The sequence below is a fragment of the Hymenobacter psychrotolerans DSM 18569 genome, from assembly GCF_900142395.1.
In the GTDB taxonomy this organism is placed as follows: Bacteria; Bacteroidota; Bacteroidia; order Cytophagales; family Hymenobacteraceae; genus Hymenobacter; species Hymenobacter psychrotolerans.
Map to the genome: position 1 here is coordinate 1 of NZ_FRAS01000013.1, position 12,585 is coordinate 12,585.

Genomic DNA, 12,585 nt, shown 5'->3' on the forward strand with positions numbered 1-12,585 from the left:
CGCTTGCCGGGTCCGCATCGCCCAAGCCGGGGCCGTGCCCAGCTTCAGCCGGCCTGGAAACCCTTATGATAATGCCCAGGCCGAAGCCGGTTGGAGCACGCTCAAAACCGAGCTGCTCCCCCCAGGCACGGCGTTCGCTTCCCTCGAAGAAGCCCGCCTGGAGGTGGCGCACTACCTCGACACCTATTTCAATCTCGACCGACGCCATTCTGCCCTGGCCTACCGCTCGCCCCACCAATTTGAACAAGACCTGAAAACCACCCTACCTTAGCTCACTGTCCGTTTCCACTAGACCACCCCAAAGGTTGTCCATCTCGGCATCCGAAATCTTGCGGCTCAGTTTATTAAGCCAATCAAGCAGTTCAGGCACTTTCCCATCTACTATCGACCACACTTTGGAGCTGGTACTAATACCGAGTAGCATCTCTTCCTCTAATACCGAATCAAAGCCAGCACCAAAAGAATGACCCCGGGTATAATTGAAGGCGTCTGCAGCGGTCAGTAATTCTTGGGTACTACCACCTAGAAGCTGACGATAGGACTCGTTGCTCCCTTTAGCCTTCCGGCTACGCATACCAATGTTGTAAAACTTGCACCCTTCCCAGCCGGCCAGAACCCGCTTAAGCATCGGCAATGAGAGAATCTCCGCAAAAGCTAATCGGTCAACCACGTAGCTATGAGCTAATTCTTTATACAACTCATTATCCTTCAAGGAAGAGCAGAAGTAAAGCAAATTGTGTGGCTTATCGTAGTAAGCGAGGATTAGGCTGTTTTTGACATCTTTAAGATTGTCATCAGCACCATACCACGCTGGCGTAATCAGTTCACCCAGAACAAATACCGCGAGTCGGTACTCCGTACTGACATGGTGATGCCTTAAAATCACTCGGCTCATGTTAGCAAGCCCATTGAAATTAGGTACGACACTTAAGTCGACTAAATCAGGCTCCTCCTCGTCTTCGTCTACTTTAGCAACTTCCTTTGGAATTAGACGATAAATTTTAGTGTGATAAAAGGGCTTTAACTCTTCGTTTTCAAGGAGCAATGCCTCTTCTGTATCAACCACATAAGTGTCATCTGGAGGTGTAACTTCTTCTAAGGTGTCGAAGAAATGTTGCTCCTCCTCTGTGCGGTCAGTTCTTGCGCGATGCAGCTCAGGTAAGATAGCCGCCCAATCTCGGGTATCCTTGAATAATTGAATTTTATCAATCTCGAAATCGTGCGTGCTTGCGACAACGTGTGCAGTATTCGCAGCTGCTACATTTGTACGGCTTATGCGGCCTACAAACTGTAGGGTAATAGGTAGCGTTCTGTGAGGAGCATGAATTGCAGCAATTTTCAAGGAAGGGAAATCGTAGCCTTCCCCCATCATATCCACGCAGATAACTCCATCTGCTTCCCCCTCTTCGAGCTTTTTCATGCGCTTATCTATAGTGGATTGCGCAAGCTTGCTATAGATGAGCACTAGCTTTAGTGCGGTCTGCGAGTCGTATAGCTGCTTCAACTGTTCAGCACGGGTCCGTGAATCCGTCCGTATGATGATTTTGTGGCCATGTTGTTGATGGCTACCGAACACCTCCTCGGTCTTTTTGGCAATGGCAAGGTCGCGGTCAGTTGGCTCCTGAATACCAGCTGTTTCTACCGCTACATATTCAATTTTACTGAACTGCCCTAGGTCGTATGCTAGTTTTAACGGGTAATTATAGACCAAGCGGGCCTTTAAATCCTTTTTATCGTTTCGGAAAGCTGTTGCCGTAACAAGAATCCTTTTAGCTGGCGAAAAGTGATTTAGCAAGTAGGTCCACGATTTTGCCCGGCTGTGGTGTGCTTCATCTACCAGCACCACGTCGAAAGCATTGGCCTCCAGCACCTGGGGTAACTCTTCTATTCGGTTCAGAGTATCTGGTATACCCACCACCACGTCATGATTCGCTAGAATATCGTTCCATTCCGCCTTGTTATGAATGACGTTCTTTAACTCATAGACGCGGGGTTCTGGGGCATCAGGGCTCAAAACCTCATTATTGATCAAGTCCCTGCGAAGCTTAAAGTGCCTGGCAATTTGCTTCCGAACCATCTGGCTAGGTGTCACGACCAAGACTTTACTTGCCCGGAGCGCGTAGCAGGCCGCTATCATAACGGCTGTTTTACCCGTCCCCGTGGGCATACTGACCAGCGCAGCATCTTTCCGGACACTGAAATGAGCTAGGATAGCTCCTACTGCTCCCACTTGGTTCTCGCGTAACCCTTTCTGCACTACCTCTTCCCCTACTTTGATTTGTTGCTTTAGCCAGAATTGCTGGTATGCGCTCGAAAAGGCTGACATTAGGAAAGATTTATAGTGAAGAATAAGGTGGCTGACTATTACATCATACCAGATGGGCAGCTGTATGCGTCGATTCCGCAGTGCACGGTATTGTTCAGAACGCGACTTTGCTGTACAAAATTTGGAGCAGCGACATAGCACAATCTATTAAGTTAGATGTCCTTGCCTAACCAGACTAGCACCAGCCGGAATGCTAACGAAGATAGTGCTTTCTAGGGCTGATTTTTAGCTTGAGGTCAGAGAGTTAATGCGATGAGGCCCCTCTTAACTAGCTTTTTTAGGTACTAGGTAGGATTAGTTTCGGGTTTTGGGCTTCCGTACCTTCGTCCTTACACCCATAGTTACCCCCGCATGCCCACGCTCCACTGGATTGGTAAAGACAAAGTCATCAACCACCACCAGGACGTTCCGTTCCGACTTCTTGACCACCAGTATGGCGCCCTCGCCGACGGCACCCAAACCACCGAGCCCACTGGCAGCGGCAACCGCATCATCCACGGCGACAACCTCGAAGCCCTGAAAGCCCTGCTGCCAGAGTACGAGGGTAAAGTGAAGTGCATCTACATTGATCCTCCTTACAACACGGGAAAGGAAGGATGGACTTACAATGACAACGTTTCGGACCCGAAGCTTCGCAAATGGCTGGAGGTTACGTTGCAGGCAAAATCAAACGGCAAAGATGCGGGCATTGGAGTAGATGACCTCTCGCGTCATGACAAGTGGTTGTGTATGATATACCCTCGCCTAAAGCTGCTTCACAAGCTGCTGAAGGAGGATGGAAGCTTGTGGGTTTCAATTGACGATACCGAGTGCTTCAACCTAAAGATGACGCTTGACGAAATTTTCGGGCTTGATAATTTCATTGCGGACATCATTTGGAAGAAACGTGACAGTCCACCAAACGACAGAACCATTGGCTCTATCCACGAACACATATTGGTATACGGCAAGGCAAAAGCAGGACTTGGTAAGAAGACGTTAGCAGAGGAGCAATTCAATCTGCTCCAACGGACTGAAAAGTCAAATGCAGACTATAAGGTATTTGCTGAGCCCAATGGCCCTGACCCTAAAGGGCCTTTCCGAAAAATCGATACAACGGCCAATGGAAAGGGTGGACGCTTTGTAGCAAGCCTATTTTATGGAATCATCAATCCCTACACGAAGGAAGAAGTATTTCCACGGCAGGGCACTTGCTGGCGCCATAACCAGGAAGAAATGAAACGGCTGGAAAAAGAGAACCGGCTGTATTGGGGAGTGAAAGGAGAAGCAAAAACTCCTATGCGCAAGCTATATCTCTCAGAAACCCGACAGGGTATGACCATACCTTCTATCTGGTATGATATTGCTCTAAATCAGCACGGTTCGGGAGATATTGAAAAGATATTCGGCGAGAAAGCTGCTTTCGACACTCCCAAACCGATTGATTTAATTCAGCAAATTATCCATATCGCCACCGACAAAGATTCCATCGTCCTCGACAGCTTCGCCGGCAGCGGTACCACGGCCCACGCCGTGCTCAAGCTCAACCAGCAGGACGGTGGCAACCGCCGCTTCATTCTCACGGAAATGGAAGAATACGCCGAGCGTATCACGGCGGAGCGGGCGAAGCGCGTCATGCAGGGCTACGCCAGCCACCCCGGCACCGGCGGCAGCTTTGACTACTACACTCTGGGCGCGCCCATCTTCACCGAGAGCGGCGAGCTGAACGAGCAGGCCGGCCTGGCGGGCCTGCGCCAGTACCTCTACTACGCCGAAACCAAGCAGCCCCTGCCCGCTCCCTCGGCCGACGACAACGCGGCCTTTCTGGGCCTGCACGACGATACGGCCTACTATTTCCATTACCAGCCCGACGCCGTTACCACACTCAACCACGAGTTTCTGGCCACCATGCGCACCCGCGCCGGCCAGTACATCATCTACGCTGATAACTGCCTGCTGCCGGCCGAGTTCATGACCCAGCACGGCATTATTTTCAAGAAAATCCCTCGCGACATTTCGCGCTTCTAACCCCCGGCCGATATGGAGCTGAAACCCTACCAGCAGGAAGTCATTACGGACCTGGCCCGCTTCCTCGATTGCGTGCAGGCCACCAAAAACCTGCCCGACGCCTTCCACGACTTCTGGGCCACGCACCCGCGCACGCCCCTGCAGCCCTTTCCCGGCGCGGCCGTGGAGCCCTACAAGAACACCGTGCCCGGCGTGCCGCACGTGTGCGTGAAGGTGCCCACCGCTGGCGGCAAGACCTTTCTAGCGGCCAACGCGCTGCGCACCATCTTCGCCGCCTTTCCGCCCGACCGCCCTAAGGCCGTGGTGTGGCTGGTGCCCTCCGTCACCATTCTGGAGCAGACGCTGCGCAACCTGAAAGACCCCGGCCACCCCTACCGGCAGAAAATCAACACCCACTTCGCCGGCCGGGTGGAAGTGTATGACAAGGCCGCCCTGCTGCAAGGCAGCGGCTTTTCGGCCAGCTCCGTGCAGGAGCAGCTGAGCCTGGTGGTGCTCAGCTTCGACTCGCTGCGGGCCCGCAACAAGGAGGACCGCAAGGTGTACCAGGAAAACGGCAACCTACAGTCCTTCGGCACGCTGCTAGGCCCCGGCGACGAGGATATTACCCTCATGCGGGTGATTCAGGCCCTGAGCCCGGTGGTGGTAGTCGACGAAAGCCACAACGCGGAAAGCGAGCTGAGCGTGGACATGCTTAAGAATCTGAGCCCCTCGTTCATCCTCGATCTGACGGCCACCCCGCGCAAAAACAGCAACATTATCAGCTTCGTGGATGCGCTGGCCCTGAAAAAGGAGCACATGGTGAAGCTGCCCGTCATCGTCTACAACCACAACGACCGCACGGAAGTCATCAACTCGGCCCTGCAGCTGCAGCGCAACCTGGAGCTGCAGGCGAAGAAAGAGCAGAAGGAAGGCGGCCGCTACATCCGGCCCATTGTGCTGTTTCAGGCCCAGCCCAAAACCGCCGATGACAACACCACCTTCGAGCTGCTCAAGCAGAAGCTCATCGACCGCAAGATTCCGGCCGAGCATATCCGCATCAAGACGGCGGGCCTGAACGAGTTGAAGAACGAGGATCTGTTGTCGCCAAAGTGCCCGGTGCGCTACATCATCACCGTAAATGCCCTGAAAGAAGGCTGGGACGCGCCCTTTGCCTACATTCTGGCTTCGCTGGCGGATAAGTCATCTGCCGTGGACGTGGAGCAGATTCTGGGCCGCGTGCTGCGCCAGCCCTACGTGGCCCCGCACCAGGCCCCCATGCTCAACATGAGCTACGTGCTGACGGCCTCCAGCAAGTTTCTGGAAACGCTCGACAAGATTGTGGTGGGCCTGAACAAAGCCGGTTTCAGCGCCCGCGACTACAAAGTGGCTGACTCAGCTACCCTCGCGCCCAAGCCCGACCCGCTGGCCAGCTTCGTGCAGGCCCCGCTCAACTTCGACGCCCCCGCCCCCACGCCAGCCATCGATGATCTGGCCGACATTGACTTCGGCCGCATTGCCCCAGTGGAGCCTGTCACCGATGAGGCTGCGGCGGCCGTGTCGGTCACGCAGCCGCAGGTGGCCTCCACGGCCCCGGCGGCGGGCTCCGTGCAAGCCATTGCCCAGGCCGCCTTGGCCCAGCAGGCCGAGTTCGAGCAAACCGTGGCTGCGAGTACGGCCAGCGGCACCACACCCCCTCCCAGCGCCCTCCAATCCCTCGTGAAAACTTATCCGATCAAAGAGATTTTCCGCGAGCAGGCCACGGCCCTGCGGCTGCCCCAGTTCTTCTGGAAGAAACCCGCTGCCACGCTCTTCGATGACGACGCCGGCAGTACCAGTGTGCTGCTGGAGAAGGATTACCTGCTCGAAGGCTTTCAGCTCGGCAAGGAAAACACCGACATCAAGTTCGACGGCGTGTCTTCGGAGCTCTACCGCGTGGACCTCGACGACACCAAGAAAGAAGCCACGCCCACCTTCACCCGCATCGACGGCGACGCGAAGGAGCGCATCATGACGTTCATCCTCGACCCGACCCGCAAAGACAGCCGCGTCAAGAACTTCACCAGCCGCATCATGGGCCTGATCGGCAACCTCTACCCCATTGCCGACAAGGAAATTGAGCGCTACGTCCGCCGCATCCTCGAAGACTTCACCGACGAGCAGTTCACGGATTTCGCCAACCACGAGCACACATACACCCAGAAGATCAAGGACAAAATCCGGCAGCTTTCGGAGGCGTACGCGCTGAAGCAGTTCCGCAACTTCCTCGACCAGGATAAAGTCTCGATGCAGCCGGCCTACGCGCTGCCGGCCCAGATTACACCCGGCGACACGGGCAAGGACATTACCAAGTCGCTGTACGAGAAGGAGGGCAAGATCAACGGCTTCGAGGAGCGGGTCATCAACGAGCTGGCCAACCTGCCCAACATTGCCTTCTGGACGCGCAACCTAGAACGCAAAGGCTTCCGGATTAATGGTTTCCTCAATCACTACCCCGACTTCATCATCCAAACCAAGAGCGGCAAGACTCTGCTGGTAGAAACCAAGGGCGACCACCTCGACGCCGAGCAGAAAATCAAATTGGGTGAGTACTGGGTGCAGAAAGCCGGCAACGACTTCCGCTACTTCATGGTCTATGAGCGCCGCGTGGTGGACGGGGCCTACAAGCTGGATGACTTCCTGAACTTGGTGAAGGGTATTTAAGCTGTCATCTTCTGCTAATGAAGCTTAATTGTAACTGTGCTGTTTTCAAGCGTCTTTAAAAGCTCGCACACTTTTAATGAACGTCATCACCTCTGCTAACAATTGCTTCTTTTCGGGCAGTCGCAGGTTATCTAGGTATGCTGTAGACAACCGGGGCTGGTAGGCGCCTTCCACCATGCTATAGTGTCCTCGGTCACCCCTATCCAAATCATAACGGAAAGATGGAGACGTAAAGAAAGTTGAGCGCCGCGCCTCAAATGCGCCGGCCTCAGCTTCCGAAACAATTGCACTCAGAAAAAGCCGATTCGTAGCCTTGTCCACGTACAAGAAGAACGTGTTCGATACCGCCCGGATTTCGAACTCGTCCTTTTGGAAGGTAACCCGCGCGTCTCGCCGGGTCTGGTCGGCAATGTAGTGTTCCAAGGCCACGCTGAACCGCTCCTTGGTCAGGTACAGGTCGGCCTCCGTTGGCCGCTCGCTCATTTCGTGCGGCACCACGAAGCGCTTCACAAAGCTTTTGAGTTCGTCCAGCTCCGTCTGGGTTTCCAACTTGCAGCCTATTTCGATGGAGTTGCTGTTGGAGCTAGCCAGTAAGTTCATGGAGGAAATGACCCCGCTGGTTTCACTGAAGTAGAACTTTGCGTGCAGGTTGCTTACTAGCCGCGCTTTCAGCCCCAGCGCCTCTACCTGCTCCCAACTGCCCGCATTATCGGGGTCGTTACGCACGAAAAAGTCAATCCGTACTCCTCGCCCTTTGGCTGCCGTTAGGGCTGCGGCCAACTGCTGCCACTGGGTTAGTTTTACGTAGGGCGACACTAGAATTAAGTACTGCTGGGCGGAGTGAATCACCTCTAATACTTCACTGCTGATTTGGTGGGGCTGGAGAATCTTCATGTAACGAATGCCGGCAATCAACGCGCAATTTAGAGTTTGATAGCTCACGTGCCACATGGGCTATCACGAGATAAATCGACTGTGGCTACATGACTAATTTCCTCGCAAGAAGTGAGTTGGGACATTCATTGACCCGTGTATATTGCGAATAGACTTTCTATCCATTATCCATGGGATTCTCGTTTCGCAAATCCATTAGCTTCGGCCCAATGCGGGTCAATTTATCTACCCGGGGCATTGGCTACTCCGTGGGCGTGAAAGGTGCCCGGATTAGGGTCAATCGGCGGGGCACTTACGTTTCGCTGGGGGCTGGTGGCATTCAGTACCGCAAATACATACAGCAGACGACAACTCACAGCCCGTCTTATCCACCCGCGCCGCTGCCGCCCACGGCTCAGGGGCACCTGCACACTATTACCTCCGATGAGATAACTCAACTTAGTGACGTTGACTCGCAGGATTTCATCAACGAGCTAACTGAGAAAGCCGCCAAGATTTCATTTGCCAAGTGGGGTACGCTGGTCTTGGCTCTACTATTGGCCTTGGTTAAGAGCCTGTTTGGGAATTGGCTTGGGTCTAAAGAAAAACGAGCCAGTAAGTTGCAGGCGGAGTTCCTAGGCTCCGGTCTGCATTATGGTTGACGGCTATCAACCCCTCACTGACTCGCAGTGGCAAGTTATGCGCTGCTTACTGCCGCTGCAACGCAAACGGCGCCTGTGTTTGCGCCAGGTGGTGGACGCGTTGCGCTACGTGTGCCGCTCAGGTTGCCAGTGGCGCAGCCTGCCGGCGGCATTTCCCAAGTGGACGGCCGTGTATTATTACTTCCGCCGCTGGCAGCAGGACGGCACGCTGCAGCGCTTGAACCGGACTTTGAACGAAGCCGACAGGCAAGCGCAGGGGCAGCCGGCCACACCGACCGTGCTGTGCCTGGACAGTCAAAGTGTGAAGCTCGCCCCGCGCATCGCCGAGCACCGCGGCATCGACGGCGGCAAGTGTGTGAACGGGCGCAAGCGGCAGCTGCTGGTGGACCGGCAAGGGCGCGTGTGGGCCTGCCGCGCGCACGCGGCCAACCAGAACGACAGCCGCGGCGCGGCCCCGTTGCTGCGGGAGCGGCGCCACTGGGGCCCGCACCTGACCACCGTGGTGACCGACCGCGCCTACCGCGGCCACTTTGCCGAAGGGTTGCTGGCGCGTGGACTACGGCATGAGGTCAGCAGCCGGCCGCCGTCGGCGCGCGGCTTTGTCCCGGTCGGCTGCCGCTGGGTGGTCGAACGCACCTTCGCCTGGCTGAACTTCTTCCGACGGGTGGTCATGGACTACGAGTACACGCCCGAAAGCCACGCGGCTTGGATCCTCTGGGCTAACGTAACCCTTTGCCTCAACCGACTATATTGATTTCCTAACAGGCTATTAGAGCCAATGGTCATTAGGGCCGACACGTTCGCTCGGCCCGATTACTGTGTTAAACACTAATTGGGGCACAATTAGGGCGAAACATGCGTGTCCCAAAACCAGAATCAAAGCATACAGCACATACACACCTCCTTGTCTTAACGCCCTAAGAGTGCTTGCCACTGTAAGGCCCAAAGCCACAACTACGTTTAAGCACGTACCTATTATCAAAGCAAGTTTACTTAGTTGCCATTGAGTGTACCTAATGTCTTTGGGATGGTCAAGGCAGCTTAGAAACCAAGGCATTACGTTACGCGCTAACCTTGATGCAGTCTTAGGTTCGTATTCGAATACAAACAGCCACATTTTTGGAAGCATATAGGGCACATATACACAGCAAAAGCTAAGAAGAAGCATCAAAAATGCTATTAGTATGTCTCTTTTTTTCAGGCTTGTCATCGTATTCATCTTTATCATAAGTGCAATAACGACCTCTCTTCCCTAAGAACCTGTTGGTAAATCGATTTGCGATTAAAGGGAACGATTCCCCAACAGGCTCTAAAAGTTTGGTACAAAAGTTAATCGGCGGCCTTGGCAGCGGCTGGCTTTCGGTGGGCGTGGATGACCACTTTACGGTGGCGTAAGTACTTATAAAGGGTAACCTTCGTTTTAGTGAACAAGCCAGCTGGCTATTTTTAGGATTTCCTTCCTGCTCCATGGCCCGCTACTTGTTTTTACTCGACGCGACCCAGCGCCGTGCCTTCGACCAGCCCCCTGTTTTCAATCCGCCCCAGCGGCAGCTCTTCTTTGCGTTGCCCGACTGGGCCACCCGGTCTCTGGCTACGCTGCTGGCCCCGCACAGCCGGGGCGGCTTCGTACTGCAGGTCGGCTACTTCAAGACGACGGGGTGCTTCTTTCCCGTGGACCGGTTCCTGGCGACTGACCAGGCGTACGTGCAGCAGCGTTACCACTTGGGAGCGGTGGAGTGGACGCGCTACGGCAAGGTCACCCGCTTTAACCACCAGCAGCAGATTCTGCAGCAATTCGGGGTTCCGCCCTTCGAGCAGGTCGAAGCCGCCGTGCGCCAGCAAGTGACGCATTTCGCCCGCCTATTAGGACCGCCTTTTTCCGTATCTATTCAGGCACTGTCCTGCCTGCTTTGGCTGAAATCATTTTCTCCGATGCTGACCCGAAGGCCCGTTGACCCGCTAAAAAGGCCATCCTGGAGGCCAGGCCAGCGCGGCGGCGGCGGGTTTCGCTACCTTTAAAGCGCATGAGTACGACCGCACGGCCCCTGGAACGGCAACTATCTCCGCCCCTGGTGAGCGGCTCCACCATTGCCCTGGCGTGGCTGCTGTTCAGCGGGTTCATGGTGCTGCTGATTTTTGTGCAGAACCTCTCGGCCGGCACGCCCACTGACTGGCGCGAGGCCCTGGGCGGGCGGCTGTTGCACAGCCTGATTTGGGGCCTGCTCACGCCAGTGGTGTTCGCCCTGGCGGCCCGCTTCAACCTCACCGAACGCCGGCACCGCCTCTGGCACCTGCTGGCCCACGCGGCGGCTAGCTACGTCCTGACCCTGGTGTACCGCCTGGGCTACGCCGCCGTGATGCACGGCAGCGGGGCCACGCCGGGCGGCTTCTCCCTGCATACCGTTGTGGCCAATGCCAACAACTGGGTGCCCATCTACTGGATGCTGCTGTGCATCGCCTACGCCGTGCAGTACCGCGAGCGGTACCGCGAAGGCCGGGTGCGGGCCGCCCAGCTCGAAACCCAGCTGGTGCAGGCCCAGCTGCAGGCCCTGAAAATGCAGCTTCAGCCGCACTTTCTCTTCAACTCGATGAACGCCGTCTCAGCCCTGATGACCCAGGACGTGAAGGCCGCCCGGCGCATGTTGGCCCAGCTCAGCCAGTTTCTGCGGCTGGTGCTGGAAGGCACCGACGAGCAGGAGGTGACCCTGGAACAGGAGCTGCGCCTCACGCGCCTCTACCTCGAAATCGAGCAAACCCGCTTCCCCGACCGGCTAGCCGTGCGCTACGACATCGCCCCCGATACCGAGGGCGCGCTGCTGCCTGCCCTGCTGCTGCAGCCGGTGGTGGAAAACGCCGTGCGCCACGGCCTGGCGCCCCGCGCCGGGGCCGGCGAGCTGGCCGTGCGGGCCGAAAAACAGGGCGACCGACTCGTGCTGCAAGTGCACGACAACGGCCAGGGCGCGGCCGATACCGCCGCCCGGGGCATCGGCCTGCGCAACCTGGAAAGCCGCCTGACTACGCTCTACGGCCCAGACTACGCCCTGGCGGTGGAGTCGGCCCCGGCGTGCGGCTACTGCCTGCGCCTGTCCATCCCGTTCCGGCTGGCAGCGGCCGGGGTTACGCATCTATCCGCATGAGGCCCATCCGCACGCTGCTGGTCGACGACGAGCCGCTGGCGCGCAGCCTGCTGCGGGAGCTGCTGGCCGATTTTCCGGCGCTGACCGTGACGGGCGAAGCCGCGAACGGCACCGAAGCCTTGGCCGCCCTGCAAACCGGCGCGTACGACGTCGTCTTTCTCGATGTGCAAATGCCCGACCTCGATGGCGTGCAGGTGCTGGGCCGGCTGCGGGAAGCCGGCCAGCCGCTCCCGCTGGTGGTGTTCGTGACGGCCTACGACCAGTACGCGGTGCAGGCCTTCGCGCTCCACGCTGTCGATTACCTGCTCAAACCGCTGGACCCCGACCGGTTTGCCGACTGCGTACGCCGGGTGCAGCAGCAGCTACGCCTGCGCCAGTACCAGGCCCGCGTCCCCGAGCTGGAGGCCCTGCTGCACAGCTGGACCGCCCCGGCAGCTGACTACCAGGACCAGTTCCTGGTGAAGCTGCCGGAGCGCAGCTTCTTCGTGCCGGCCGCCGAGGTGTGCTACTTCGAGGCCAGCGGCAACGGCGTGCAGCTACACGCGGCCGGCCGGCACTACCCGCTGCGCACGGCCCTGGGCCAGCTGGCCGAGCGGCTCGACCCGGCCGTGTTCCTGCGCATCCACCGCTCGTGCATCGTCAACCCGGCCCACATCGTGGACTTCAGGCACTGGTCGCACGGCGAGTACCTGTTTCGCATGGCCAACGGCCAGCACGTCACCTCCTCGCGCAGCTACAGCGCCGGCGTACAGCAGTTGCTCAAGCGATTTGCCTGAGCCGGCCCGGAACCTGGAAGGCCAGTTCACCCCGGGATAGGTCCAGTTGGCCCGTGTCGGGCGTTCATTTTTGGAAGTTGCCCGTTAGTGCACCAGCCCCCCACTCATGGGACGGCAACAGCGCA

General features: G+C 57.0%; 10 protein-coding genes. 8 read left to right on the plus strand and 2 right to left on the minus strand.

Translation table 11 applies throughout. The features are described from left to right. Nucleotides 1–271: integrase core domain-containing protein (locus tag BUE15_RS12410; RefSeq protein WP_139252265.1), on the plus strand; the 271-nt coding region annotated here is incomplete at its 5' end. Here the strand turns inward: BUE15_RS12410 and BUE15_RS12415 are convergent. Beyond that, nucleotides 263–2,326: a DEAD/DEAH box helicase gene (locus tag BUE15_RS12415; protein ID WP_073285384.1), complete on the minus strand. Its 2,064-nt coding sequence runs from the start codon at nt 2,324–2,326 to the stop codon at nt 263–265. The two genes, BUE15_RS12410 and BUE15_RS12415, sit on opposite strands and share 9 nt — an antisense overlap. 351 nt (nt 2,327–2,677) lie before the next feature. Here BUE15_RS12415 and BUE15_RS12420 point away from each other — a divergent pair, with 351 nt between their 5' ends. After that, on the plus strand, nt 2,678–4,333 hold the full coding sequence (locus tag BUE15_RS12420) for a site-specific DNA-methyltransferase (RefSeq protein ID WP_073285387.1): 1,656 nt from the start codon (nt 2,678–2,680) through the stop codon (nt 4,331–4,333). A gap of 12 nt (nt 4,334–4,345) precedes the next feature. Continuing rightward, entirely contained in the window at nt 4,346–7,012 is a 2,667-nt protein-coding gene (locus tag BUE15_RS12425; RefSeq protein WP_073285389.1) for a DEAD/DEAH box helicase, read from the plus strand. A 45-nt stretch (nt 7,013–7,057) separates the two neighbouring features. Here BUE15_RS12425 and BUE15_RS12430 read toward each other — a convergent pair whose 3' ends face one another. Next, on the minus strand, nt 7,058–7,954 hold the full coding sequence (locus BUE15_RS12430) for a phospholipase D-like domain-containing protein (RefSeq protein WP_170865253.1): 897 nt from the start codon (nt 7,952–7,954) through the stop codon (nt 7,058–7,060). A gap of 122 nt (nt 7,955–8,076) precedes the next feature. Here BUE15_RS12430 and BUE15_RS12435 point away from each other — a divergent pair, with 122 nt between their 5' ends. The 5 genes from BUE15_RS12435 to BUE15_RS12455 all read left to right on the plus strand — a co-directional run bounded on the left by BUE15_RS12435 (nt 8,077) and on the right by BUE15_RS12455 (nt 12,460). Next, entirely contained in the window at nt 8,077–8,547 is a 471-nt protein-coding gene (locus BUE15_RS12435; protein WP_073285395.1) for a DUF4236 domain-containing protein, read from the plus strand. Then, nucleotides 8,540–9,301 carry an IS5 family transposase gene (locus BUE15_RS12440; protein ID WP_073285398.1) on the plus strand — a complete coding sequence of 254 codons (762 nt, stop codon included), beginning with the start codon at nt 8,540–8,542 and terminating at the stop codon, nt 9,299–9,301. The genes BUE15_RS12435 and BUE15_RS12440 overlap by 8 nt, the downstream gene beginning before the upstream one ends. A 713-nt stretch (nt 9,302–10,014) precedes the next feature. Next, nucleotides 10,015–10,566 carry a DUF4158 domain-containing protein gene (locus BUE15_RS12445; RefSeq protein WP_044518448.1) on the plus strand — a complete coding sequence of 184 codons (552 nt, stop codon included), beginning with the start codon at nt 10,015–10,017 and terminating at the stop codon, nt 10,564–10,566. Between the two features lie 5 nt (nt 10,567–10,571). Continuing rightward, nucleotides 10,572–11,684 carry a sensor histidine kinase gene (locus tag BUE15_RS12450; protein ID WP_084549014.1) on the plus strand — a complete coding sequence of 371 codons (1,113 nt, stop codon included), beginning with the start codon at nt 10,572–10,574 and terminating at the stop codon, nt 11,682–11,684. Beyond that, complete coding sequence (locus tag BUE15_RS12455) at nt 11,681–12,460, plus strand: LytR/AlgR family response regulator transcription factor (protein WP_044518450.1); 780 nt, start codon at nt 11,681–11,683, stop codon at nt 12,458–12,460. Before BUE15_RS12450 ends, BUE15_RS12455 begins: the two co-directional genes overlap by 4 nt. The last annotated feature ends 125 nt before the right edge of the window (nt 12,461–12,585 follow it).